The 24,980-nt window shown below is 42.2% G+C and carries 22 protein-coding genes; 14 read left to right on the top strand and 8 right to left on the bottom strand.

Annotated features, from left to right (window positions below; all coding sequences use genetic code 11):
- Nucleotides 1-95: 95 nt before the first annotated feature.
- The 5 genes from A7D14_RS19310 (at nucleotide 96) to A7D14_RS19285 (ending at nucleotide 7,502) form a co-directional block, all read left to right on the top strand.
- Nucleotides 96-3,476 carry a hypothetical protein gene (locus A7D14_RS19310; RefSeq protein WP_067038140.1) on the top strand — a complete coding sequence of 1,127 codons (3,381 nt, stop codon included), beginning with the start codon at nucleotides 96-98 and terminating at the stop codon, nucleotides 3,474-3,476.
- Entirely contained in the window at nucleotides 3,469-3,888 is a 420-nt protein-coding gene (ybeY, locus tag A7D14_RS19305) for an rRNA maturation RNase YbeY (protein WP_067038112.1), read from the top strand. Before A7D14_RS19310 ends, ybeY begins: the two co-directional genes overlap by 8 nt.
- Nucleotides 3,889-3,890: 2 nt before the next feature.
- On the top strand, nucleotides 3,891-5,759 hold the full coding sequence (mnmG, locus tag A7D14_RS19300) for a tRNA uridine-5-carboxymethylaminomethyl(34) synthesis enzyme MnmG (protein WP_067038111.1): 1,869 nt from the start codon (nucleotides 3,891-3,893) through the stop codon (nucleotides 5,757-5,759).
- 165 nt (nucleotides 5,760-5,924) lie between these two features.
- A complete protein-coding gene (locus A7D14_RS19295) occupies nucleotides 5,925-6,755 on the top strand; it encodes a class I SAM-dependent methyltransferase (protein ID WP_067038109.1) in 831 nt (276 codons plus the stop codon).
- 240 nt (nucleotides 6,756-6,995) lie between these two features.
- Nucleotides 6,996-7,502: an OmpH family outer membrane protein gene (locus A7D14_RS19285; protein ID WP_067038105.1), complete on the top strand. Its 507-nt coding sequence runs from the start codon at nucleotides 6,996-6,998 to the stop codon at nucleotides 7,500-7,502.
- Between the two features lie 14 nt (nucleotides 7,503-7,516).
- On the opposite strand, the gene A7D14_RS19280 is transcribed toward A7D14_RS19285, so the two are convergent.
- Genes A7D14_RS19280 through A7D14_RS19260 form a run of 5 tightly spaced genes read right to left on the bottom strand, consistent with a single transcriptional unit; the run spans nucleotide 7,517 to nucleotide 10,532 of the window.
- Complete coding sequence (locus A7D14_RS19280) at nucleotides 7,517-7,972, bottom strand: hypothetical protein (protein WP_067038104.1); 456 nt, start codon at nucleotides 7,970-7,972, stop codon at nucleotides 7,517-7,519.
- A 56-nt stretch (nucleotides 7,973-8,028) separates the two neighbouring features.
- Nucleotides 8,029-8,595, bottom strand: a complete 567-nt coding sequence (locus A7D14_RS19275) for a Crp/Fnr family transcriptional regulator (protein WP_067038102.1) — start codon at nucleotides 8,593-8,595, stop codon at nucleotides 8,029-8,031.
- A gap of 23 nt (nucleotides 8,596-8,618) precedes the next feature.
- Entirely contained in the window at nucleotides 8,619-8,942 is a 324-nt protein-coding gene (locus A7D14_RS19270; protein ID WP_067038100.1) for a hypothetical protein, read from the bottom strand.
- Between the two features lie 31 nt (nucleotides 8,943-8,973).
- Nucleotides 8,974-9,369, bottom strand: coding sequence for a DoxX family protein (locus tag A7D14_RS19265; protein WP_067038098.1), 396 nt, complete (start codon nucleotides 9,367-9,369; stop codon nucleotides 8,974-8,976).
- Nucleotides 9,370-9,380: 11 nt separating this feature from the next.
- The gene (locus tag A7D14_RS19260; RefSeq protein ID WP_067038096.1) at nucleotides 9,381-10,532 is read right to left on the bottom strand and encodes an ATP-binding protein; all 1,152 of its coding nucleotides are present in this window, start codon (nucleotides 10,530-10,532) and stop codon (nucleotides 9,381-9,383) included.
- A 256-nt stretch (nucleotides 10,533-10,788) separates the two neighbouring features.
- On the opposite strand from A7D14_RS19260, the gene A7D14_RS19255 reads away from it, so the two are divergent.
- The 3 genes from A7D14_RS19255 to A7D14_RS19245 all read left to right on the top strand — a co-directional run bounded on the left by A7D14_RS19255 (nucleotide 10,789) and on the right by A7D14_RS19245 (nucleotide 14,717).
- Nucleotides 10,789-11,979 carry a phosphoglycerate kinase gene (locus A7D14_RS19255; RefSeq protein WP_067038094.1) on the top strand — a complete coding sequence of 397 codons (1,191 nt, stop codon included), beginning with the start codon at nucleotides 10,789-10,791 and terminating at the stop codon, nucleotides 11,977-11,979.
- A gap of 119 nt (nucleotides 11,980-12,098) precedes the next feature.
- Entirely contained in the window at nucleotides 12,099-13,706 is a 1,608-nt protein-coding gene (locus A7D14_RS19250) for a LysM peptidoglycan-binding domain-containing protein (protein ID WP_067038092.1), read from the top strand.
- 12 nt (nucleotides 13,707-13,718) lie between these two features.
- Nucleotides 13,719-14,717, top strand: coding sequence for a DUF4837 family protein (locus A7D14_RS19245; protein WP_067038090.1), 999 nt, complete (start codon nucleotides 13,719-13,721; stop codon nucleotides 14,715-14,717).
- A 76-nt stretch (nucleotides 14,718-14,793) separates the two neighbouring features.
- Here A7D14_RS19245 and A7D14_RS20170 read toward each other — a convergent pair whose 3' ends face one another.
- The 3 genes from A7D14_RS20170 to tatA all read right to left on the bottom strand — a co-directional run bounded on the left by A7D14_RS20170 (nucleotide 14,794) and on the right by tatA (nucleotide 17,696).
- Nucleotides 14,794-14,964: a DUF6747 family protein gene (locus A7D14_RS20170; RefSeq protein ID WP_176712455.1), complete on the bottom strand. Its 171-nt coding sequence runs from the start codon at nucleotides 14,962-14,964 to the stop codon at nucleotides 14,794-14,796.
- A gap of 245 nt (nucleotides 14,965-15,209) precedes the next feature.
- Nucleotides 15,210-17,270 (bottom strand): OmpA family protein, encoded by a 2,061-nt coding sequence (locus A7D14_RS19235; protein WP_067038086.1) that lies wholly within the window; start codon nucleotides 17,268-17,270, stop codon nucleotides 15,210-15,212.
- Between the two features lie 231 nt (nucleotides 17,271-17,501).
- A complete protein-coding gene (tatA, locus tag A7D14_RS19230) occupies nucleotides 17,502-17,696 on the bottom strand; it encodes a twin-arginine translocase TatA/TatE family subunit (protein WP_067038085.1) in 195 nt (64 codons plus the stop codon).
- Nucleotides 17,697-17,862: 166 nt separating this feature from the next.
- Between tatA and A7D14_RS19225 the strand changes: the two genes are divergently transcribed.
- The 6 genes from A7D14_RS19225 to rfbB all read left to right on the top strand — a co-directional run bounded on the left by A7D14_RS19225 (nucleotide 17,863) and on the right by rfbB (nucleotide 24,977).
- Nucleotides 17,863-18,732, top strand: a complete 870-nt coding sequence (locus tag A7D14_RS19225; protein WP_067038083.1) for a M23 family metallopeptidase — start codon at nucleotides 17,863-17,865, stop codon at nucleotides 18,730-18,732.
- Nucleotides 18,733-20,229 carry a GH3 auxin-responsive promoter family protein gene (locus A7D14_RS19220; RefSeq protein ID WP_067038081.1) on the top strand — a complete coding sequence of 499 codons (1,497 nt, stop codon included), beginning with the start codon at nucleotides 18,733-18,735 and terminating at the stop codon, nucleotides 20,227-20,229. It abuts the gene before it with no gap.
- Nucleotides 20,230-20,283: 54 nt separating this feature from the next.
- A complete protein-coding gene (locus tag A7D14_RS19215; RefSeq protein WP_067038080.1) occupies nucleotides 20,284-21,972 on the top strand; it encodes a DUF6909 family protein in 1,689 nt (562 codons plus the stop codon).
- Nucleotides 21,973-21,976: 4 nt separating this feature from the next.
- Complete coding sequence (locus A7D14_RS19210) at nucleotides 21,977-23,026, top strand: hypothetical protein (RefSeq protein ID WP_067038078.1); 1,050 nt, start codon at nucleotides 21,977-21,979, stop codon at nucleotides 23,024-23,026.
- Between the two features lie 75 nt (nucleotides 23,027-23,101).
- Nucleotides 23,102-23,878: a dTDP-4-dehydrorhamnose reductase gene (rfbD, locus tag A7D14_RS19205; protein WP_067038076.1), complete on the top strand. Its 777-nt coding sequence runs from the start codon at nucleotides 23,102-23,104 to the stop codon at nucleotides 23,876-23,878.
- A 37-nt stretch (nucleotides 23,879-23,915) separates the two neighbouring features.
- Complete coding sequence (gene rfbB / locus A7D14_RS19200; protein ID WP_067038074.1) at nucleotides 23,916-24,977, top strand: dTDP-glucose 4,6-dehydratase; 1,062 nt, start codon at nucleotides 23,916-23,918, stop codon at nucleotides 24,975-24,977.
- Nucleotides 24,978-24,980: the final 3 nt, after the last annotated feature.

Genomic DNA, 24,980 nt, shown 5'->3' with positions numbered 1-24,980 from the left:
TGGTTTTTGGGAACGGCTTGATACAGTAAGGTTTAACAAAAATTTTCAGATGAATTCCCCAGTAACGGGTATCTTGGTGGTAAAAATCATTGATTTTGGGCAGTTATCAAGACATTTTGGCCAAGTTGGAACGCTTCACCAAGAAGTATTACACCAAGCAATTGATTAAGGGAATTTTACTTTTTCTTACCCTTGGAGTTTTGTTTTGGATGGCGGTCATGTCCTTGGAGTACTGGTTTTGGTTCAACAACGGATGGCGATTGACCTTGTTTTTGCTGTTTATCGCCGTGGAACTTTTTTTGCTGTACACATTCATTGTGGTTCCCCTTGCGTATTTGTTTCGGCTGCGGAAGGGAATCAATAATCGGCAAGCTTCGTTGCTTATCGGGAAACATTTTCCAGACGTAGATGACAAGCTACTCAATTTATTGGAACTGTCGGAGAATCAAAAAAAATCAGACCTCTTATTGGCCAGCATTGAGCAACGGGCGCAAAGTCTTGGCCTCGTTCCCTTTACAGAGGCAATAGATTTTAAGGACAGTTACAAGTACGCCAAATATGTGCTGATCCCTTTGGGCTTGTTGGGATTTATTTGGATTTCGGGCAACATAGCTTCTTTTTTTAACTCCCACCAAAGAGTTGTCAATTACGATTTGGCCTATGAGCGACCCGCGCCGTTCACCTTTCGGGTTTTGAATGATAAACTTGAAGTCCTGGACAATGAACCACTTACCATTACCGTAGCCATAGAGGGCAACATGAAACCTGAAAGTGTTCATATGGTGATTAATGGTGGAGAGGAGATTCTGTTGAAACAGCAAGGAGATGTTTATGCCTACACTTTTGAAGCCCCCGTTGTTGAAAGTTCATTTCATCTTACAGCCAATGGGTGGAATTCAAGGACATATTTCATTAGGAGTTATAGCACACCTGCTTTGGTTGATTTTCAAATGGAATTGGATTATCCAAGTTATCTCAATCGACCATCTGAAGTGGTTACTGGAACTGGAAATGCGACGGTGCCAGAAGGGACAAGAATTCGTTGGAATATTGAAGGAACAAGTGTGGACACGATCAAAATGACGGCTGCCGATACCAGTTTTGTGTTTCACAAAAATGGGAATCAATTCTTGTACGCCAAAAGACTACGAAATGATTTTGCCTATGAGTTGAGTACCTCCAACGGCCATGTTTCGGATTTTGAGCGATTGACTTATGGAATTGATGTGATCAAAGATGCCATGCCCACAGTTAAAGTTAATCAGGTTTTGGATTCCCTAAATCCAAATCAATCTTTTTACACGGGCCAATCTGCGGATGATTATGGAATCAACGAAATTAGATTGGTGTGCTATCCTTCAGACGATATGGAAAACGTTCAAAGAATTCCATTGGAAACCCCATATGCCAATGTATACCAGTTCTATTACACCTTTCCTTCGGGACTTCAATTGGAAGAAGGCAAGAATTATAAATTGTATTTCGAAATCGTTGATAATGATGGAGTTAGAGGGGGTAAGGTTACCAAAAGTGAGACGTTCCACGCAACGCTTTATGATGATAATCAACTGAAAAACAAAGAGTTAGAGTTTCAGAATGCTACTTTGTCCAAAATGAACAGGTCTTTGGAGGACTACAAGGACCAAAAGGATGCTTTATCCAAGATCAATGACCTTCAAAAGGAGGAAAGGGCGTTGACCTTTGAGGATAAAAGTCAGATCAAGGATTTTTTGCAAAAGCAAGAGCAGCAAGAACAGCTGATGGAGAAGTTCAGTAAGGACTTAAAGGAAAGCCTGAACAAAGATGAAAATGACAGTGAGTTCAAAAAGATGTTACAAGAGCGTTTGGAGCGACAAGAATTGGAGGCCCAAAAGAATGAAAAGCTATTGCAGGAGTTGAATGAACTCTCCGAAAAAATCAAGAAGGAAGAGTTACAGCAGAAGTTGGAAGAACTGGGCAAGAACCAAAGCAAAAATGCTAGAAACCTAGAGCAGCTTTTGGAGTTGACCAAGCGCTATTATGTCTCGGAAAAAATGTCCCAATTGTCCAAGGATTTGGAAGAGCTTTCTAAAGCACAATACAAGCTTTACCAAGAGGATACTAATACAAACAACAAGGAAGAGCAAGAGAAACTTAATCAAGAGTTCGACGAGCTAAGCAAGGAGTTGGATGAGCTACGAGAGGACAATAATGCGCTTCAAAAGCCAAAGGATTTGAATGTTTCCCCAAAGGAACAAGAGGATGTGAAAAAAGACCAAAAGGAAGCATTGGATAAACTTCAGGATAAACCTAATAATGGAAATACTCCACAGCAGAATGCTTCAAAGCAACAGAAATCTGCAGCCCAAAAAATGCAGGAAATGAGTGAAGCCCTTCAACAAGGCGCTATGGGTGGAGGAGGTTCCCAAGAGACCGAAGATGCAGAAATGCTCAGACAGATTTTGGATAATTTGGTCACCTTTTCCTTCAAACAAGAAAACCTCTTTGATAAGATTGAAAGTGCTGATGTTGACATTTCCCAATTCTCGAAAACCGTTCGAGATCAGAATGAACTACGACGATTATTTGAGCATGTTGATGATAGTTTGTTTGCACTTTCGTTGCGCAGGGTTGAACTTTCAGAATTCGTTAATGAGCAGATCACGGAGGTATATTACAACATCGACAAGTCTTTGGAAAGCATTTCTGAGAATCAAATCTATCAAGGGGCATCGTATCAACAGTATGTCATTAACGCCACCAATGCACTTGCTGATTTCCTAGCAAACATTTTGGACAATATGCAGCAGAATATGAAAGCCGGACAGGGCAGTGGACAGGGCTCAGATTTTCAATTGCCCGATATCATCAAAGGGCAGCAAAGCATTCAGGAGAAAATGCAAGGGTCTGGTGATAAGGGCAAGCCATCTGAGCAGAGTGGAGAACAACAAGGGGAGAGCGGCGCAAAAGGGCAACAGCAAGGGGATCAACAGGGACAACAAAAAGGAAATCAAGGCGAAGGAAATAATGGTCAACAGCGGCAAGGATCAGATGCCAATCAAGGAACTGGTGAGGATGAAATGGGCCTGAATGAGGTGTATGAAATCTATAAAGAGCAACAGTTTTTAAGACAGCAATTGGAAGAACAGTTACAGGACATGATCAATAAACAAGATGGTGATCTTGCAAAGAAATTGCTTAAGCAAATGGAGGATTTTGAAAATGATTTATTGGAGAACGGTATTACAGAAAGAACCAAAAGTAAAGTCAATGCCATTCAACATGAGTTAATGAAGCTGGAGAATGCCACTTTAGAGCAAGGCGAAAAGAAGGAAAGGGAAAGCAACACCAACAAGAATGTTTTTAAAAACCCGGTTACCACCCGTCCGGAGCTTCTTAAAGATTACCAGAACGACATTGAAATATTAAATAGACAAGCACTACCTTTGCGGCAAAATTACGAGCAGAAGGTAAAGGTGTATTTTAAAAATGATTGAATTTCATTTTAAGTCAGATTTAGTATTAAGCGACATAACCAATTACTCCGATTGGATTAGTAGAATTCTAAAGTCAGAGGGATTTCAGATAGGGCAATTGGATTATGTTTTTTGTTCTGATGAATTTCTTTTGACGCTCAACAAGGAGTATTTAAACCACGACACCTTTACGGACATTATCACGTTTGATTATTCAAGCGGAAAAACCATTTCAGGAGATATATTTATTTCGTCGGAAAGGGTAATTGAGAATGCAGAAACGTATGGCGTTCCTTTTGAAAATGAACTTTTAAGGGTAATGGGCCACGGCGTTTTGCACTTGATGGGGTATGGTGACAAGACAGATTCCGAGAAGCAGTTGATGCGAATAAAAGAAGAAGAAAAGATTAAAATGTTCCACGTGGAACCATAGTGATGTTTGAAAAGAAATATGATGTTATTGTAGTTGGAGGAGGTCATGCCGGAGCTGAGGCAACTGCCGCAGCGGCCAACATGGGCTCCAAAACATTGTTGGTCACAATGAACCTTCAGACCATTGGACAAATGTCCTGCAATCCCGCAATGGGTGGAATTGCAAAGGGACAGATTGTACGGGAGATAGATGCCCTTGGCGGATATAGTGGTATCATTACCGACAAATCTGCCATTCAATTTAAGATGTTGAACAAATCCAAAGGCCCTGCGATGTGGAGTCCTCGCGCCCAGAATGACCGTATGCGATTTGCAGAAGAATGGCGCTTGGCGTTGGAGAATACCCCCAATGCGGATTTCTACCAAGAGATGGTTTCCGGATTATTGGTTGAAGGCGACAAAGTTGTTGGTGTTAGGACATCGCTTGGAATTGATATTAAATCCAAGGCCGTAGTGCTGACCAATGGCACCTTTTTAAATGGACTTATCCATATTGGTGAAAAGCAATTTGGAGGTGGAAGAGCAGGGGAAAAAGCCGCCACGGGAATCACCGAGCAGTTGGTTGATTTTGGTTTTGATAGCGGTAGAATGAAGACCGGAACACCACCAAGAGTAGATGGCAGATCGTTGGATTACTCAGTAATGATTCCACAACCAGGAGATGAAAAGCCAGAAAAATTTTCTTATTTGGACACACAGGTTTTGACAACACAGCGTGATTGCCACATGACGCACACCAGTGCTTTGGTCCACGATTTGTTGCGTGAAGGGTTTGATCGTTCGCCCATGTTCAACGGAAGAATACAAAGTATTGGACCACGATATTGTCCATCCATTGAGGATAAAATAAACAGGTTTGCGGATAAGGATTCCCATCAAATTTTTGTAGAGCCAGAGGGATGGAAAACCGTTGAAGTTTATGTAAATGGTTTCTCCACCTCCTTGCCTGAAGATGTGCAATATCGAGCCCTGAAATCTGTCAAAGGATTTGAAAAAGTTAAGTTTTTTAGACCTGGATATGCCATTGAGTATGATTATTTTCCACCCACCCAGTTAAAGCACACACTCGAAACCAAATTGGTGAACAACCTCTACTTTGCTGGACAAATTAATGGAACAACTGGGTATGAAGAAGCAGCTTCACAAGGATTGATGGCAGGCATCAATGCACATCTAAAAATCAATGAAGAGGAACCTTTTGTGCTCAGAAGGGATGAGGCCTATATAGGGGTTTTGATTGATGATTTGATTACAAAAGGCACAGAAGAGCCCTACCGAATGTTTACCTCTCGGGCGGAATATAGAACATTGCTCCGCCAAGACAATGCCGATTTTAGACTTACGCCAAAAGGCTATGCCATAGGTTTGGCCAAGGAAGAACGTATGCGCAAAATGGAAAGGAAACAGGAAAAGGCCCAAAGGTTTATCAAGTTCTTCAAAAAAACCAGCTTTAGCCCAGAAGAGATTAATCCCATTTTGGAGTCTTTGGATTCGGCAACAGTTCGCCAATCCGATAAACTTTTTAAGGTCTTCTCCCGACCAAAGGTCACCATGGACCACATGCTGAAATTGAGTTCAGTTTCGGAGTATGTGGAGCAGCATGACCTAAATTCTGAAGTAATGGAACAGGCAGAAATTGAGGTAAAGTATTCTGGTTATATTGAAAAGGAAAAGAACAATGCTGACAAATTGCAACGATTGGAGAATGTTAGGATCCCAGATAATTTTGATTACTCCAAATTAAAATCACTTTCCTTCGAAGCGCGTGAAAAATTGGAGTCTATTAGGCCTGTTACCATTTCACAAGCGTCAAGAATAAGCGGAGTTTCTCCGGCCGATATAAGTGTTCTTTTGGTCTATTTGGGCAGATAAATTATGTTTTGTTCCACGTGGAACAAGAATAAAGGTTTTCTTTTTTGAATTTTTTCTACTTATTCCAAACCGAAATAGGGACAATGAGAAGGGTTGTTTCAAAGGACATAGTTTTACCCTATCTTCGGAACTTGAAAAACGAATATCTGGCCACGCATAATTACAATGAAACTGTTTTTAAAAACTAAGGACTTTTCCGTTTCAGGGGAATCTTTCGAACTTCATCAAGATACCGACTTGGATATGTTGGTTACCCAACCCCAACCCGAAAATCTTGCTCCTTATTATGAAAGCGAGAACTACATTTCACATACCGACGCCCAAAAAACATTTACGGACAAATTATATCAGGCCGTAAAACAAAAAAACCTCTCAAATAAAACACAAATAATTGAAAACCAAGTAGATAAACCTGATTCTCTACTTGATATCGGTGCTGGAACCGGGGATTTTTTGGCAACGGCCCAAAAGGCAGGATTTACTGTGGCAGGAGTTGAGCCCAATAGCAAGGCAAGACAGCTCGCTGCCCAAAAAGGAGTGCACTTGGAGCCAGCATTGAGCAATTTGAAGGGACGACAATTTCAAGTGATTACACTTTGGCACGTTTTGGAACACCTTCCCAATCTGGATGAACAGATTAGCACAATAAGTTCTTTATTGAAAGATAACGGCACCTTGATCATTGCCGTTCCCAATTTCAAATCCTTTGATGCAAAACATTACGGAACGTATTGGGCAGGGTATGATGTGCCCAGGCACCTGTGGCATTTTTCCAAAACAGCCATAACCAAACTTTTTGATAGACAGGGAATGGAAGTTATTTCAATCCGCCCCATGTGGTTTGATGCGTTTTATGTTTCCATGCTTTCCGAAAAATACAAAGGGAACAAACTCTATTTGATCAGCGCTTTTTTTGTGGGATTATGGTCCAATGTAAAAGCGTGCTTCACCAAAGAGCATTCTTCCCTCATCTATATCCTTAAAAGGAAAAAATAAGCCGTTTCAGCATTGCTGTTTAATGAAAAGGCTGGGGTATGGAGAAAGACCCTTTCCCAAAAAGAAACACGCAGGGAACGCCATTTCTGAAGGCCACAAAAATAGATGTCATCAATTCTAAATCCACAAACCCATAAATTTTAACTATACTACTGATTTTGTGTTTTTTGCGTTTCTCAAAAAGATAATGCTTGCATTCCAAAAGCTTTCCTATTTTTGCGCATCAATAAAAAGACAAACATGAAAAAAATTATGGTACTCGCTGTTGCCCTGATCGCAATGGCATGTCAGCAGAATAAGATTGGATATGTGGACAGTGTAAAGTTGCTGGACGGCTATCAGGAGAAAATTGATGTAGAGGCCCGGTTCAAGACCAAGGCTGATGCCATGACCAAAAAGAGGGACAGTATATCACAAGCCTTTCAAATGGAGTTGCAGGCCTTCCAGACCAAGGCAGAAAGAATGTCACAACAGAATGCCCAGGAAGAATACGGACAACTGCAACAACGCGGACAATTTATTGGGCAACAGCTGCAACAAGAGGAGCAACAATTGCAACAAACCAGCCAGACGGAGATGGACTCCTTGGTAAAAAAAGTGAAGAAAGAAATCCAAGCATATGGCAAGTCCAATGGCTACACCTATATTTTGGGCGGAGGTGATGGTGGAGCGGTGCTTTACGGGGACGAAGCCAAAGACCTCACGGATGTCATTCTAAAGATTTTGAACGACAAGTACGAGAAGTAAAATCGAATCTATTTTTATTTCCCAAATATCGCGGAGAAATACACCCATAGCAGAAAAAACAATTGCAAGGGAACCCTAAACCAAAGGTAAGATATCCCTGGGCCATCTAGTTCTCCGGTTTGATAATTGATGTGTTCCATAGCTGCTTTAATGTTTGCAGGCAGCACAAGAATAAAAAACACAATCAATATCCAAGCTGAGGCAAATTTATATTGAGGAAAAACCAAGCCAACTCCCAACGCAATTTCCACTAGACCTGTAATTAATACAAGTTCTTTCTTCTTCGGAAGAAAATCAGGCAACATAGCGCTCATTCCTTCTGTAAAAGTAAAATGCCCAATAGCAGTAAAGACCAGCATACAAGCCATGGCAATCCGAGCGGCAAAACTATAATCAACCTGACCAGCCACTAATTTCAATATTAGAGCGCTAATTATAAAAACAACAACTAAGACAAATAAGGGCTTCATTATTTTGTTTTAAGACAAAGTTCTTCAATTGAACCGCCGTAAACAATGAACCTGGGTTAAGAAATCCGTTTTCTGATACGACTCAGTGCCTGAGGCGTGACACCGATGTAGGAAGCGACATATTTCAATGGAATTTCTCGTATCAACTCGGGACGTTCCGTGAACAATTTTAGATATCGCTCTTCCGCTGTATCCAAAAGCAGGGAGAGCTCTCGTTTGGATTTTTTCAAAAAGAGCTCCTCACTGGCTTTCCTCCCAATACGGTCACCTATTTGTGAAGTTTTGTAGACTTCCTGAAGATCATCATAGGTCAATTGCCATAATACAGTTTCGGTAATGGTTTCCACCACATAATTGGAAGGTGTTCGTGATATAAACGAATCGTAGGCACTAATAAAGGAACCCCTAAATGCAAAGCCAAAGGTAATTTCGCCATCCTCCAGGGGAACATATTGGCGTACAATCCCTTTTGATATAAAGGAAAGATGGTTTTCCGTTTCCCCTTGGGAGAGAAGAACGGATTTCTTTGGAAAGCAATGTTGACTCAATTTGGACGAAAAGACATCCCAATCAGGAGAAGTAATCCCGAAATGTTGCTCGAAATAGTGTTTGATTTCTTCCAAATTTGATTTTAAGGTTAATACATTTAAAATCGATTGGTATGACAATAAAAATCACCTATCAACTTTTCCTGTGCTGTAAAATTCTCACAACGTTTATCCAGAGCGATGAACTCCTTGGAAAATTGATTCCGGAAATTGTCCCTGTCCGTTTTTGAATTCCAAAAGTCAACCGTTATAAACCGCTGTGGATTTGATACATCTTCATGAAGCTCCGTAAAATTATAACCAATCCCTTTTTTGAATAATTGAACCCAATCACCTGTTGGCCCATAAGCCTTTTTGAATTCCTCAAGACACTCTTCTTTAACGAGGTATTCCCAAATATAAACAAACCCTGTAGTGGTCATAACGAGCCGTTTTTAAAATAAAGTTTAGCAATCACTGCATCAAATACAACAAAAATACTGTTGGGATAAAATACACTACTATGGTTTGCGCACCAACATAATCTTTGGCCACCCGTTGCCCCAAAAGGAGCATCAAAAGGGTAAGTGCGCCGAAAAGAGCCCCGTAAAAACCAATGGAACTTTTTCCTTCAACCAGAAATTGCACAATCCCAACTGCAGAAAGCACCCCGGACAATATTTCCATGACCAGTACAATTCCCAGCAGCAAAGGAACATTTCCCTTAAAAATAGTTTTGGAAAAATGGCCATTGAGCCAGCCTAAATTGCCTTTCCAATCCAGCACCTTGTCTATGCCGCTCTGTAAAAAAGTAATGGTCAAAAAAAGGAGCAAAAGGATTTCGGTGGCATTCTGAAGTAAATTTTCCATGCTTGCTATTTTTAGGCGGCCTTAGTATGCAACAACCGCGTAAGTTTTATTGATAGATCCGTAAAGATGATCTTGGAATTGCCATTACGTTCCACGTGAAAAATGGCTTTTTCAAGTTCTTCCACTATATCCAAAATATTGTTTTCGTGCACAAAGGGCGCAAACTTGTTCAGGTCAAAACCCTCCACATGAACTTTGGTATAGACCAATTCATCGGCTTTGTAATTGAGCAAAAGCGCTTGGCGCATCAAGGTGATACAGTAGTTCAGAAACTGCTTTTGTACTTCACGGCCGGTTTTGGCCACTTCATCGCTCCAAAGAATCAATTCTTGGATAGCACCTTTGTTTCCCTTCGCCTTGAACGCACTGCGAACCCACTGCACAAACCAACGCTCAAACACTAAATCCTCAGAATCCTTGTTCATCAGATCCAAGGCCTTATTAAAATTGCCATTGGCCTCTTGGGCCATGGTATGTGCCTCACTTGGACTTACACCTCTGCGGATCAGTTCATCCGTAATGACCTGCTCGGTCAACGGAGGAAAATGCAACACTTGGCATCGGGAACGGATGGTATTGATAATTTGCTCCTCTTCTTCCGCAAGCAGGAGCAAAACCGTTTTTTGTGGCGGTTCCTCAATCAGTTTTAGGAGTTTGTTGGCCGCGGAAAGGTTCATTTTTTCGGCCATCCAAAGGATGAGCACCTTATAACCCCCCTCATACGATTTCAACGACAATTTTTTTACCACGTCCTGAGCTTCGTCCACCCCAATTTGTCCTTGTTTTTTTTCAATGCCGATGTGCCGGTACCAATCAAAAAGATTGCCGTAGGGCTGTTCCTTTACAAAGTGTCGCCACTCTTCCAGATAATGATCGCTCACCGCATGCGATTTTACCTTATCCGAATTGGAAACCGGAAACGCAAAATGCAGATCAGGGTGCGTCAACGAGTTGCATTTGGCATTGCAGACGGTGTTTTCACCCTCATTTTCACCACCAGTGTTGCCACACAACAAGTATTGCGCATAGGCCAAGGCCATGGGCAGGATTCCAGAACCTTCGGCACCCACAAACAATTGGGCATGTGCCACTCTTCCAGAATTGGCAGTGGTCACCAAATGGTTTTTGATATGCTCTAGCCCTAAAACATTTTTGAACAGCATAAGCCAAAGATACATTTTTTAGCTACGCCTACTTTTGATGGAATTTTGAATGTAGACCATGAAATTAATCGTCACCCGGAGTTTGTCTCAGGGTCTCATCCAAAAAAATAATAAGTGGGCTGAAACACCTTGCCTGCCTCTGAACAGGAGTTCAGCATGACTAGAATAGCCTTGATAAAAAACAAAATATAGCAAAAGCACCCTAGGCAAAAGACAGGAAATCTTTACTTTTGGGCTTCTCATAAAGACACACTACATGAAGACGATAGACGATTACAACTTTGAAGGAAAAAAAGCATTGATCCGTGTTGATTTCAACGTGCCGTTGGACGGCGATTTCAATGTAACCGATACCAGTAGGATTGAAGCTGCAAAGCCTACCATTCTAAAAGTTTTGGAAGATGGCGGCTCGGCTGTTTTAATGAGCCACTTGGGAAGGCCAAAGGGAAAAGTAAACCCAGACATGTCGCTTTCGCATATCGTGGAAAAAGTTTCCGAAATCATTGGGGTTGAAGTAAAATTTGCTGAAGACTGTGTGGGTAAAGTGGCCGACGACGCTGTTTCTGCGCTTGAAGAAGGGGAGGTACTTTTGTTGGAAAACCTTCGGTTTCATGCTGAAGAGGAAGCCGGTGATGAGGCCTTTTCCGAAGCCTTGTCCAAACATGGCGATATCTATATAAACGATGCCTTTGGTACGGCCCACCGCGCCCATGCCTCAACCACCATTGTGGCTAAATTTTTCCCTGACAATAAGTGTTTCGGATACCTGCTGGCAAACGAAATTGAGGCCATTGAAAAAGTAATGCAGACTGGGGAAAAACCTGTGACCGCCATTTTGGGCGGAGCGAAGGTTTCCTCCAAAATCACCATTATAGAAAACATTCTGGACAAGGTGGACAATCTCATTATCGGCGGCGGAATGACCTACACTTTTGTAAAGGCCAAAGGGGGTAAGGTAGGCGACTCCATTTGTGAAGACGATAAAATGGAATTGGCCCTCGATATTCTAAAACAAGCCGAAGCCAAAAATGTAAACGTATACCTTCCAGTTGATGTGTTGGCCGCTGACGCCTTTGACAATAAAGCCAACACCCAGTTTGTGGATGTTGATCAAATCCCTGATGGGTGGCAAGGTTTGGATGCAGGGCCAAAAACGCTGGAAATTTTCAAACAAGTAATCTTGGCATCCAAGACCATTCTTTGGAACGGACCCGTGGGTGTTTTTGAAATGGAAAGCTTTGCCAAGGGAACCATCGCTGTTGGAAACTATATTGATGAAGCCACCCAAAAAGGCGCATTTTCACTTGTGGGCGGGGGTGATTCCGTAGCTGCGGTGAAACAATTTGGCTTTGAGGATAAGGTCAGCTACGTTTCCACGGGAGGCGGGGCCATGCTGGAAAGCCTTGAAGGCAGAACCCTACCGGGCATTGCTGCAATATTGGACTAAGTTCCACGTTATGGATTATTGGGAGAGGCACTAAAATTAAGGATGTTTTTGACTTGAAATTTTAATATTTCAGAAAAAAGCACCATTTTAGTTTGCCCCAAAAACCAAACCTTGTCCACATGACCCAAAAATTGAACACAGCGGTCTGCGCAGCGCTTCTTTTTGCAGTTTCCACGGGAACTGCCCAAGAGATTGATTCCATTCAGTTGGCAGTCCAAGATTCCACCTTGTTACAATCGGATGAAGCAGAGGAAATCACGATTACCAAGGTCAATATTGATGGAAGTCCCTTTGTGTTGGAAGTCGATAAAAAAGGGGAGTTTCAGTTACAGGATTTGGAAGAGGCCCATCGGTACGATAGCCTTTGGTTGAAAGAACTTCACAGCAGCGCGCAATTGTTCAGTGATATGCTATTGGAAATTCAGAATGGATCCGAGAACGATTCCATAGTTGTTGTGGACCTGCCAACGGACACATTGAAAGCTAGGTTGGCCCGAATGGATGAGAAGACCCCGTTCAATATCACCTATAATCCTTCCTTGGAAAGTGTCATTAAATCCTTCTTGACCCGAAGAAGGGATTTGATGCAACGGATGATGACGGCAAGCCAATTCTATTTCCCATTGTTTGAACAAGAATTGGACAACCACGACATTCCACTTGAAATAAAATATTTGGCTATTATTGAGTCGGCATTGAACCCAAGGGCGCGATCAAGGGTCGGAGCCAAGGGGCTTTGGCAGTTTATGTACAGCACCGGAAAAATGTACGGATTGGATGTAAGCAGCTATGTGGACGAACGGCATGATCCCATTTTGGCGACAAAAGCAGCCAGTAAGTACCTCTCCAAGCTCTATGAAATTTTTGACGATTGGGATTTGGCCCTGGCCGCGTACAACTCAGGCCCAGGAAATGTAAATAAAGCCATTCGCAGATCTGGTGGGTATGAGAACTATTGGAACATACGTCCATTTCTTCCACGTGAAACAGCAGGCTATCTTCCCGCATTTTTGGCGACGATGTACATTTTTGAATATGCCGAAGAACACGGGCTTGAGTACAAAAAGGCGGACAGACCCTATTTTGAAACGGATACAGTCCATGTAAAAAACCTCATCACCTTTGATCAAATATCCAAGTTGGTGGACATCAGCACGGAAGAATTGGAGATGCTGAACCCGGCATACAAACTGAACGTCATTCCAAAAGTGAAGGGAAAAGACTATGCCCTTCGTTTGCCAAAGGCAAAAATTGGAAAATTCGTGGCCAATGAAGAGCAGATCTATGCCTATGTGAAAAAGGAATTGGATTCTCTGGAAAAGCCATTGCCCCAGATGATTGCAGCCGAAAGCCAAATACGCTACAAAGTAAAAAGTGGGGATTATCTGGGCAAGATTGCGGAGCGCTATGGTGTGGGGGTAAGCCAAATTATACGATGGAACGGATTGCGAAGCAACAACCTGCGTATTGGACAGCGGTTGACCATCTTCCCTAGAAAACCTTACATTCCTGAAAAAACTGTCGCTAAAACGAGCACCTCAAAATCGGCTTCTGGAACGGTGGCCAGCAATTCCAAAATACATACAGTACAGCCCGGGGACTCTCTTTGGACGATTTCCAAAAAATATCCCGGAGTTTCCATTGAAAATTTACGAGAATGGAACGGTCTTAGTAGCAATAACCTAAAACCGGGCACAAAACTTAAATTGTGCGATTGTTCTTCGTAAATTTAACTCGATATGAAAAAAATTGGAACACTATGTAGCATCATTTTGGTGGTGGTGCTATGGTCTTGTAAAGATTCAGGGCCCAAAGAAAGATTTCTTCCACCATCAACAGGGGGCGTTAACTCCTTAATGGTTGTGATGGACACGGAACTATGGCAAAGTGATGTGGGCGATAATATTAGGGAACATTTTGCCGCACAGGTCTTGGGACTCCCTCAACCTGAAGCCATTTTCACCCTTGTACAGGTTCCTCCAAAAGTGTTCAAAGGAACAACAACCTATTCCCGTTCTGTTTTGTATGTTGAGCAAGATTCTTCCTCTTTAGCGCATATAAAAACAGATGCATATTCCAAACCGCAGAAGGTTGCGGTGGTTACTGGACAAACCCATGATGTGCTGAACCGTAACTTGGATTCCTTGGCACCCAAGGCCATTGAGGCGTTTAAACAAATGGAAATTTCTGAAGCCCAAAAACGGTTTGAGCGTTCATTGAGCAAGGACAAGGCTTTTCAGGAGGAGTTTGGCATAAGCATGAAGGTTCCGTCACTGTACAAAGTGGGCAAACGGGACAATAAATTTGTGTGGATGGATATTCAGATTCCAAAAGGGACCATGAACATCATTGCCTATGAGATGCCGGAGAACAGCTTTTCCAACGATTCCACTTTTGTGGAAGATATTGTAAAAATGCGCGATTCCATCGGGAAGAAATATGTTCCGGGCCCCTACGAAAACACGTACATGAAAACCGAAATGGCATTTGCGCCTTATGTGTTTCCCACTGAAATTGGAGGAAAAAAAGCCGTTGAGGTACGAGGAATCTGGGATATACAAGGCTATCCCATGGCGGGTCCATTTTTAACCTACATCATCAACGATGAGGAGCATAACAGAAAGATGGTCTTGGAGGGATTCACCTTTGCGCCATCGGCTGAAAAAAGAGACTACATGTTTGAGCTGGAAGCCATTTTAAGAACGGTTGACTTTAATCCCTCAAAACAAATACAATAAATTAAAACAAAAATACTACATCAAAAAAGCCCGGATATCCGGGCTTTTTTGTTCTTTAAATTCTTATTTGAGGTCGTTAGTCAAATGCGAAGCCAGTAGCTATTCTGTACACAAAGGCATAAAGCACAATGAAAAACATGACAAAGCTGAACCAGGCAAATATTTTAAAGTATTTTTCAATGAGGTAGTGTCCCAAGTTGCGGAATCCCTCAATATAGATTTCTTTAACGAGTAATAATTTTTTCATAAGTCAGTTTTTAAGATTCAAAGACAAGACAAAGATTGGGCTTTGGGCAATGGAGGGAAAAACATTAAGATAAAAGGCACTAAAACGGGGATAAAAGCTTTTTACAGAACCCAGATTTCCACAAGGGCATACTTTTCATCGATATAGTGCACATTGGTGGTTACCGTTCAACGAGCGCAAATATCGATGTACTGTGGCAAGGAAGGGAAAGGACACAAAAAAAGCCCCAAAAGGGGCTCATATTTTTATTGGGATACGATGATAAATTCCGATCGTCGATTTTGTTGGTGTTTATCCGGAGGGCACCGGTGACCGTCCGCACAATCGTTGAGCAGGCGTTCTTCCCCATATCCAATGGCACTGGCGATCCTCGATGGGTCAATGCCCTGCGAAATGATATAATCCCTAGTGGATTTGGCCCGCTCATCCGAAAGGTATTTGTTGTAGGCCTTGCTTCCAATAGCATCGGTATGGGATTCAATCTTAATGACCATATCCTCATACTCATTCAATACGGCCACCAACTTATCCAACTCTTTGGCCGCTTTGGGTTTAATGGCAAATCGGTCAAAATCAAAGAAAATGGCATCGGGCTCCAGATTCACCACCTTTTTCTCTTCGTCAATGATTTCCTTGATGGGTTGTAAGGATTGGTCAGCCGCAATGCTAATGTTATCCTTGGTCTTTATGTTGGCATCGGCTTCAAAATATCCCTTTTTTGAGGTTTTAAGAAGGTATTCCGACGTGGATTCAAGTCCCTCAAAATGATAATTTCCATCAGCATCGGTAGTGGCTTCGGCTAAAAGCAGGTTGTCCCTGTTGTAGAGAATCACCTTGGCACCCTCCAGAGGCTCCCCAGATGTTGCGTCTTTAACGATACCGGAAATGGCATTGTGGTTCACGATGGAGATAAAGGAGTAAATGTCATCGTCTCCCTTGCCCCCTTTTCTGTTGGAAGCAAAGTATCCCTTTTCGCCTGAGCTGTCCACTATATAGGAGAAATCGTCCCTATTGCTATTGATGGGCTCGCCAAGGTTATAGGCCACGCCAAAGACATCGTTGGAATATTCAGCTTTGTACACATCCAGACCACCAAAGCCCATGGCCCTATTGGAGGAGAAATAAAGCGTGTTTTCCGTGATATACGGAAACATTTCCTTGCCGCTAGTGTTGATGCCCCTTCCTAGGTTTTTGGGTTCGGAGAACTCTCCGTTTTCCAATATATCTACTACGTAGATGTCGGTTTCACCGTAACCTCCCGGTTTATCAGAGACAAAGTACATTTTTGTGCCGTCTGGACTTATGGAAGGATGCCCTGTGGAATAATTTTCACTATTAAAGGGAACTTCCACTGCGTTGGTCCATTCGCCATCAATTAGGTTGGATTGGTAAATTTTTAGGTGGTTGATCCCATTTTTTCCCCGCTTTAATCTTTTGCCATAATTGTTTCGGGTAAAGTATATGGTCTGTTGATCTGGGGAAAAGGCAACGGAGGCCTCATGGTATTTTGTGTTGATTTTTTTGGAGAATTTTTTGGTGCCGTATAAATCCCCATTGTCCTCCTTGGCTTTGGCGACGTATAGATCTAAAAAAGGCTGGTTGGTCCACCGATAGCGCCTTGTGGTCAAGAATGATGAATCCTGGGCCGAAGCAAAGACGACTTCGGAATCTTTGTGGAACATGGGTGCAAAATCCGAATACTTGGAGTTAATGGCCAAGTTCTTTATTTCCACTAAAGCGATGCTTTTCCAAGTGGGTGGAGCAACGTTTTCCAATTCATTGAGGGGCTCGTCCCTTTTCTGGCGGAACAACTTGGTGAGTTTGGCAGCCCGGCGGTACCTGCCCGTACCTTTTAGGGCGTGGGTATACTTAAAAAATCGGTCTTCGGTGATTTGATCGGAGTAGGTTTCGTACAGTTCGTGGTACCATTTATAGGATTTTTCCAGATTTCCGCTATAATAATGCGAATCCCCGGCTTTGGCCAAAAGCCCGAACGTATGTTTTTCGTCACTTTTTTCAAGGACAATGTCATAAATACGTGCTGCTTCGGCATACCACATTTGGTCAAAATACTCATCGGCTTTTTTGATGAGCTTATCAGCCATTCCTTTTTTCCGAACAAATTGGGTAAGTTTTCTGTCGCTAAGGCCGTCAAGGTGTTTTACAAAATCGGTCTGGGCAACCGTATTTGTATTGCTTTGGGTAATTGCAGAGCCGTTTTCAGCATTAAACTGCAAAAGGGTAACCTCTTGGGATTGGATCCCAAGGGCTATCAGCATAAAAAAAAGCAAGATCAGTCTTTTCATTGCCACTCCTTCTGCACAAATAATCAACTATGGATTAAATGGAGGCTAAGCAAAGTGAGCTTAACGTCAGTTTCAACCGCTAAAATAAATTAAGGTGAGCAGGTTGATAATTTTTTGTTGTGAAAGAGTAGATTTCTGGCGTGTATGTAGAAAAAATGTGGTTCTTTATCGAAAAGCCCTTTAAGCACAAGGCTTTCAAAAGGTGCTGATACGACTAAAAAGCACAAGAATTTAGGAGTTCGACTCCTTGCCGCCTTCCAATTTTTCTTCTTCTTTAGAGGCATCCTTAAACTCTTTGATACCACTGCCAAGACCTCTCATCAGTTCAGGAATCTTTTTACCTCCAAAGAGTAAAAGTACAATAACTACAATGAGTACAATTTGCCATGGTCCGATCATGCCTAGAAACATATTTTGAGCAATCATAATGTCAAATCCTTTTAATGAAAGGTAAAAGTACTAAAAAGAACTGTAAGTGACGACGGGATTAACGAAATTTAGCAAATAGCAGGGCTTTTTACATTAAACAAGCTATTATGTATTTTAAAAAGCTTAACATCAATATTAAAATCTAAGAGTATCTTTGTTCATTATGGCGAAGGACCGAAAAAAGAGAAAAGAGATAAAGCGCAAGCTGTTACACAAGTATCGCTTGGTCATTCTAAATGAAAGTACGTTTGAGGAGAAGATTTCCTTTAAGCTCAACAGGCTCAATGTTTTTGTCACGGGAACCCTTTTTATCATTGTCCTGATCGGGGTAACAACCTTGATCATTGCATTTACACCATTACGGGAATATATTCCAGGGTATTCATCAACCAAGCTGAAACGGCAGGCCACTGAACTTACATACAAAACGGATTCGTTGGTCACGGTCTTAAATTATACCAACAGGTATTTGGACAATGTTAGACTTGTACTTCGCGGAGACATTGAAAACAATCAAGTAAATCGGGATTCGCTTTTTGATCAGTACAAATTGGATCCTTCAACGGTGGATTTAACCCCGATCAGGGAAGATTTGCTTTTGCGCGAGGAAGTGGAACTGGAGGACAAGTACAATCTTTTTGAGCGGAATATTGAGAACTTGGGCACCCTGCTCTTTTCGCCCATCAATGGAACCTTATCACAAGGCTTTGATTCCAAGACCAAGCATTTTGCCGTGGATTTGGTGGCTCCCAAGGACACTCCGGTAAAATCAATTGCGGATGGAACCGTGCTTTTTGCGGAATGGACTTCGGAAACAGGCTATGTCATCATTGTTGAGCATCAAGAAGGGCTCACCTCTGTGTACAAGCACAATGGTTCTTTGAGCAAAAGCCAAGGCGACTTGGTAAAAGCGGGAGAGGTGATAGCCTCTATCGGAAATACAGGAGAACTTACAACGGGGCCGCACCTGCATTTTGAACTTTGGAGAAAGGGCAAGCCCGTGGACCCCCAGAATTATATTGACTTCAACTAAATGTCGTTAAAATCGTTTGCAGCAAAGATTTTTGCCAAGAGAATAGCCAAAAAAAATCAGAAATGGGTTAAAAACCCAATCCGTGCACAAGAAAAGGTCTTCAAGGAGTTGATTTCTTCAGCCGAACAGACCCAATTTGGCAAGGACCATGATTTTGGAAACATTACCTCCCATACTGATTTTACCCAAAAGGTCCCTGTACGCGATTATGAAGAGTTGAAAGGTTACGTGCAAAAGATTTTTGATGGTCAACAAGATGTGCTTTGGCCCGGAAAGCCCATTTATTTTGCAAAAACATCGGGGACCACATCTGGCGCAAAGTACATCCCGATTACAAAGGCTTCCATAAAACATCAAGTGGAGGCATCCCGAAATGCCATTTTAAACTATATCCATGAAACGGGCAATGCTGATTTTGTTGACGGAAAAATGATTTTTCTACAGGGCAGCCCCATTCTGGAAGAGAAAAACGGCATCAAGTTGGGCCGACTTTCCGGAATATCGGCCCATTACGTGCCCAATTATCTCCAAAAAAATCGATTGCCCAGTTGGGAAACCAATTGCATTGAGGATTGGGAGACCAAAGTGGACAAAATTGTGGAAGAGACCGAAAATGAGAACATGACGGTCATTGCGGGAATCCCCTCTTGGGTGCAGATGTATTTTGAGAAACTCAATGCGAAATCCGGGAAAAAGGTCGGGGAACTTTTCAAGGAATTCCAGTTGTTTATCTACGGAGGGGTCAACTATGAACCCTACCGGGCCAAGTTTGAAAATTTGATTGGGAGGAAAGTGGACAGCATTGAACTCTTCCCGGCCAGCGAAGGATTTTTTGCCTATCAAGATTCACAAAAGGAAAAGGGGATGTTATTGCTTTTGGATTCGGGAATTTTCTATGAGTTCATAAAGGCGGATGAGTTCTTTTCCGAAAACGCAAAACGCCTTACCCTAATCGATGTGGAATTGGATGTGGATTATGCCATGGTTATTTCCACCAATGCGGGACTCTGGGGCTACAACCTAGGGGATACCGTTCGGTTTGTTTCCAAAGAACCCTATAAAATTATAGTTTCCGGTCGGATAAAACACTTTATCTCTGCCTTTGGGGAGCACGTAATTGCCAAGGAAGTGGAAGAGGCCCTAAAACTGGCTGTTGAACAAACAGATGCTCTAGTGAATGAGTTTACCGTGGCACCACAAACCAACCCTGGTGATGGGGAACTGCCTTACCATGAATGGTTCATTGAGTTTGAAAAGCAGCCCTCGGATCCTTCCAAATTTTCCCAGATTATTGACGAGAGCATGCAGAAGCAGAACAGCTATTATTATGACCTTATTGTAGGGAATATTCTTCAACCCCTAAAAATTGTATCGATAAAACCCGGTGGCTTTCAGGATTATATGAAGACAATAGGCAAATTGGGCGGACAAAACAAGGTGCAACGGCTGTCCAATGACCGCAAAGTGGCCGAAGGACTTCAAGCTTTCAAAATTTAGATTGCAAAGAACGATTCAACTTTCGTAGGAATTCATGTATTTTTGACTCACTATATGATGGCAACCGAAGTTAAACAAACCACTAGGGCACAGGAGTCCACCAATGCAATAGAGCGCTTGTACATTACCATGCGCCATTTGCTCAACCGTGGGTTCTATAAACCATCTGGGGTTTCTGGCAATGCCCTGCGAAATGCACTTTTGTTGTTACGGCCCGAGATTTATGGTACAATAGCGGAGGATAAATCAGAATTGAACGGATTGATCTATGTGCTGGAACGATTGCCAGAAGGCATAGAGGAATGTCGGTTTATCAACCTAACATCGGACGAAGGTTTTTCCAAATCGCATTTAAAACCGATTATTCCCCCAAAGCGTAGACGCAATTGTTACCGGATTGATGATGTACAGATGAACATTGAAATTACACGGGGCAGAAGCGACATCTATGATATTTTGACCCACTTGACTTTTTTGTTCATTGAATCAGGTAAGATTTGCAAACGGGTTTTGGTGGAGGATGGCAATGCCACAATCCATGATTGGGATAAGTTGGAGCGGTTTGTTCAGCTAGAGGAAAAAAAGGAAAGTGAAAGGGAAATTGCCCTGATCCATGCAGCCAATATTTTGGGAAGGACATTTGATGAAGTCGTTGAAATTTATAAAAAACTCAAAAAGCCGAAAGACCCAGACCGTTTCTTGAACGTGATTTATTGGTTGGGCAAACTGGCCATTGAAGAGGAAACCACCGGCAATAAACGCACCATTACCTTTAGTCCGCTGTTGCGCGAACGGTTGGGGCATCACATCCACGGAGAGCGGTGGGCCGATATGATCAAAAAGACCCTTGAAGCGCACAACTTGTTGCACAGGCCCATTCATATCATCAGTGCCAACATGCACAGTGTCATGAATTCCCTATTTGCCCGAAAAGCGTTGGCAAATGAATTTCCCAATGCAGATTCCTTGGAAATCTTTGAGACGTTGAGTGCCACTATTGGCAACAACCTCCATAAAAAGGTAAAAACAAAAGCCGAAAAGAATGGGATGATCTTCTTGGATGATGCATCAGGGGCCAATATTGACGTACAGATTTTTGATACCGCCAAACTTGGAAAGGATGCTTGTTGTTATGATTTGCCTGAAGGAATCCAAGACGATGAAAAACCCGTTATATTTGTCATGGACTATGCTTTTGGGGAACAGGCCTATGAAACGATCGATGAACTGTTGAAGCCGTTGGAAGAGGGTGACCAAAAACAATTTTTGAATGTAGATTCCGTATCAATAATGGGCAAAGCGGGTATTTTGGAAGGAGGCAAAGGAGATTTGATGATTCCATCGGCCCATATTTTTGAAGGCACAGCGGATAATTACCCGTTTCATAATGAATTATGTGCCGCAGATTTTGAAGGCCATGGCCTAAAGGTTTTGGAAGGCACCATGGTAACGGTTTTGGGCACCTCATTGCAAAACAAGGACATTTTAAAGTTTTTTTACGAATCCACTTGGAATGTCATAGGATTGGAAATGGAGGGAGTGCATTACCAAAAAGCAATACAGTCCGCGTCCAAGATACGGAAGAGCATCAAAAAAGATGTGAAAGTGAGGTATGCATATTACGCTTCGGACAACCCCTTGGAAACAGGGAGCACATTGGCCTCTGGAGGATTGGGGACAACCGGGGTAAAGCCCACCTATTTGATCACGGACCGAATTTTAAAACAGATATTCAATACATAAATATATGGCAGACCAACCAGTACATCAGAACTCTTCAGATGAAATAGACTTGGGGCAATTATTCCAAATGATCGGAAGGGGATTCCAAAAATTCTTCAATTTTATTGGAAGCATTTTTAAGGGCATCTTCCATATTTTGATGCTGTTTTTGCTCTTTGTGCAAAAAAACATCATCATTCTATCCGTGGCAGTAATTATTGGGGGTGTCGGCGGCTATATTTTGGACACCACCCTTCCTGAAAAGTATATTTCAAAAATGGTGGTGGAGCCAAACTTCAACAGTGTGCAACAACTGTACAACAACATTGCATTTTATAACGATTTGGCAAATGCACAAGATTCGGTTGCCTTGGCAACGGCATTGAACATTACGGAGCACGAGGCCGCCAGCATTAAAGAAATCTTTGCCGATTCGTACTCGGATGAGAACCAAAAAATTAAACTGTTCGATGAGTTTATCAGGGAACTGGATACCACCACGGTAAAAACCATAGATTTTGAGAATTACCTGCAAAACTTCAACTCTTTGGACGCGAGGTTCCACCAAATATCGGTCATCAGTACAAATAATAGGGTGGCCAAGAAGATGCAGCCAGCTATCATCAACTCCATATCGGTCAATGATTATTTTAAATTGCAGAAGAGGATCAATGATGAAAATCTAAGTCTACAGGAAGAAATTTACAAACAACAGCTCGTTGAAATCGATTCGTTGCAAAGCCTCTATAGAACGGTGTTGGTGAAAGAAGCGGACAAGCCCATGCAAGGTACCAGTATAAATATGGCAGAAAGCGGAGATTCGCGAAACAGGGAACTGGCCTTGGTACAAGAGAAAGATGTATTAAAGGAAAAATTGGTCGCATTGAACAAAGAGCGGGCCAATAAATCCACAATTGTCAATATAATAAGTGATTTCCCCACAAGAGGAGTGGAACAAAAAGGAATATGGAACAGCTATAAGTTTAAGCTTCCCATATTGTTACTGGCTTTGGTATTTGGGGTATTGGCCTTACTTCAGCTCAGCAAATACCTGAAGACCTATAATCAAGAATAGGGAAAAAGGATTTTGGATTCCGTTGGCTTTGGTTGATCATAGAAGTGCCCTGGGATTACAACGAAAAAGAATGTGATGGTTAGAATTTTGGTAACCGGTTCCACAGGGCAACTTGGACGTACACTCCAAGAACTGGCACCCAATTTTCCGGAGTTTTCGTTTGATTTTAAACCTTCAAGGGAGCTGGACATCACCAAACCAAAAGAACTGGAGAAATTTTTCCAGAAAGAAAACTATGATTTCTCTATCAATTGCGCTGCGTATACCAATGTGGAGCGTGCGGAAAAACATCCAGAAGAAGCCTTTAAGGTCAATGCAGAAGGGGTAAAGAACTTGGCCGAAGTTTGCAAAACGCATAAAACCACATTGGTTCATATTTCCACAGATTATGTTTTTGATGGGGAAAAGCAAACCCCATATACGGTTGAGGACAAAACCAATCCAATCAACCAATATGGGAAATCCAAACTAAAGGGGGAAGAATATATCCGGCAAATATGGGACAACCACTATATCATCCGCACATCCTGGCTGTACAGCAAAAAGCATGGACATAATTTTTATCGTACAATCTTGAAAAAGGCCTTGGCGGGAGAGCAATTGCATATCACCGATGACCAAACAGGCTGCCCCACAAATACAGAAAGTCTGGCAAAATTTATTTTGAAGGAAGTGTTGACAGGCCGCCTTGCGTTTGGCACGCATCATTTTACAGATGGGAAGCCGATGACCTGGTATGAATTTGCCCAACACATACTGGATGAAAACGGATTGAGCGGAAAAGCCAACCTTGTTTTGGATAGGAAATATCGTACTTTCGCAAAGCGGCCAAAAAATAGCGTTCTTTCTTAGCATTTAAGGGTGGCAACAAAGATTTTATGGAAGCTTCATGGAAAAGAACATTTCCAAAAATATTTTAATCACAGGAGGGGCAGGCTTTATAGGCTCTCATGTAGTACGGCGTTTCGTGAACCAGTACAGAGACTATCACATTTTCAATCTTGATGCTTTGACCTATGCCGGGAATTTGGAAAACCTTAAAGACGTTGAGCAAGCTACCAACTACACATTTATAAAAGGGGATATCGTTGACACCGAATGTATCAATGACCTTTTCTCCAAAAACAAGTTTGATGGCGTGATTCATTTGGCGGCAGAATCCCATGTGGATCGCTCCATTGCCAACCCACTGTCTTTTGTGCGAACCAATGTTTTGGGTACGGTCAACTTGTTGAACGCTTCATTGGAGTTGGCCAAGAACAATCCGAACTTCCTGTTTTATCATATAAGCACCGATGAGGTTTATGGAAGCTTGGGCGAAGCAGGCTTGTTCACAGAAACCACGCCATACGACCCCAACTCCCCCTATTCTGCTTCCAAAGCAAGCTCAGACCATTTTGTGAGGGCGTATGGCGAGACCTATCAATTGCCGTATGTCATTTCCAATTGCTCCAACAATTATGGGCCCAATCAATTTCCTGAAAAATTGATTCCCCTGTTCATCAACAATATCATACAAAATAAGCCGTTGCCCGTATATGGCGATGGAAATTACACCCGTGATTGGCTGTATGTGAAGGATCATGCCCAGGCGATTGACTTGGTGTTTCACCATGGAAAAAAGGGAGAGACTTACAACATTGGCGGCTTTAACGAATGGAAGAACATCGATTTGGCCCACTTGTTATGTCGATTGATGGATAAAAAGCTCAACAAGAAAGAAGGAACCTCGGAAAAACTGATAACCTTTGTAAAAGATCGTCCCGGCCACGATTTAAGGTATGCCATTGATGCTTCCAAAATCAATCAAGAGCTGGGTTGGGAGCCATCGGTAACTTTTGAGGGGGGGCTTGAAAAGACCATAGATTGGTATTTTGATAATCAGGAGTGGTTAGATCATGTTACCTCTGGGGACTATTTGGAATATTATAAAAAACAATACCAAGCATAAAAG

Source organism: Allomuricauda sp. CP2A (assembly GCF_001683915.1).
Taxonomy (GTDB): Bacteria; Bacteroidota; Bacteroidia; order Flavobacteriales; family Flavobacteriaceae; genus Flagellimonas.
The sequence above is the reverse complement of the archived record's forward strand: the minus strand, read 5'-3'. Positions and strand labels throughout refer to the sequence as shown.

Coding starts and splice junctions, on each gene's coding strand:
- A7D14_RS19270 (WP_067038100.1), bottom strand. CDS start 8,942: ATGACCACTACAGGGTTTGTTTATATTTGGGAATACCTCGTTAAAGAA.
- A7D14_RS19265 (WP_067038098.1), bottom strand. CDS start 9,369: ATGGAAAATTTACTTCAGAATGCCACCGAAATCCTTTTGCTCCTTTTT.
- A7D14_RS19210 (WP_067038078.1), top strand. CDS start 21,977: ATGGCAGACCAACCAGTACATCAGAACTCTTCAGATGAAATAGACTTG.
- A7D14_RS19235 (WP_067038086.1), bottom strand. CDS start 17,270: ATGAAAAGACTGATCTTGCTTTTTTTTATGCTGATAGCCCTTGGGATC.
- A7D14_RS19225 (WP_067038083.1), top strand. CDS start 17,863: ATGGCGAAGGACCGAAAAAAGAGAAAAGAGATAAAGCGCAAGCTGTTA.
- A7D14_RS19260 (WP_067038096.1), bottom strand. CDS start 10,532: ATGCTGTTCAAAAATGTTTTAGGGCTAGAGCATATCAAAAACCATTTG.
- A7D14_RS19280 (WP_067038104.1), bottom strand. CDS start 7,972: ATGAAGCCCTTATTTGTCTTAGTTGTTGTTTTTATAATTAGCGCTCTA.
- A7D14_RS19295 (WP_067038109.1), top strand. CDS start 5,925: ATGAAACTGTTTTTAAAAACTAAGGACTTTTCCGTTTCAGGGGAATCT.
- A7D14_RS19245 (WP_067038090.1), top strand. CDS start 13,719: ATGAAAAAAATTGGAACACTATGTAGCATCATTTTGGTGGTGGTGCTA.
- rfbB (WP_067038074.1), top strand. CDS start 23,916: ATGGAAAAGAACATTTCCAAAAATATTTTAATCACAGGAGGGGCAGGC.
- A7D14_RS19250 (WP_067038092.1), top strand. CDS start 12,099: ATGACCCAAAAATTGAACACAGCGGTCTGCGCAGCGCTTCTTTTTGCA.
- mnmG (WP_067038111.1), top strand. CDS start 3,891: ATGTTTGAAAAGAAATATGATGTTATTGTAGTTGGAGGAGGTCATGCC.
- ybeY (WP_067038112.1), top strand. CDS start 3,469: ATGATTGAATTTCATTTTAAGTCAGATTTAGTATTAAGCGACATAACC.
- A7D14_RS19255 (WP_067038094.1), top strand. CDS start 10,789: ATGAAGACGATAGACGATTACAACTTTGAAGGAAAAAAAGCATTGATC.
- tatA (WP_067038085.1), bottom strand. CDS start 17,696: ATGATTGCTCAAAATATGTTTCTAGGCATGATCGGACCATGGCAAATT.
- A7D14_RS19220 (WP_067038081.1), top strand. CDS start 18,733: ATGTCGTTAAAATCGTTTGCAGCAAAGATTTTTGCCAAGAGAATAGCC.
- rfbD (WP_067038076.1), top strand. CDS start 23,102: ATGGTTAGAATTTTGGTAACCGGTTCCACAGGGCAACTTGGACGTACA.
- A7D14_RS19215 (WP_067038080.1), top strand. CDS start 20,284: ATGATGGCAACCGAAGTTAAACAAACCACTAGGGCACAGGAGTCCACC.
- A7D14_RS20170 (WP_176712455.1), bottom strand. CDS start 14,964: ATGAAAAAATTATTACTCGTTAAAGAAATCTATATTGAGGGATTCCGC.
- A7D14_RS19285 (WP_067038105.1), top strand. CDS start 6,996: ATGAAAAAAATTATGGTACTCGCTGTTGCCCTGATCGCAATGGCATGT.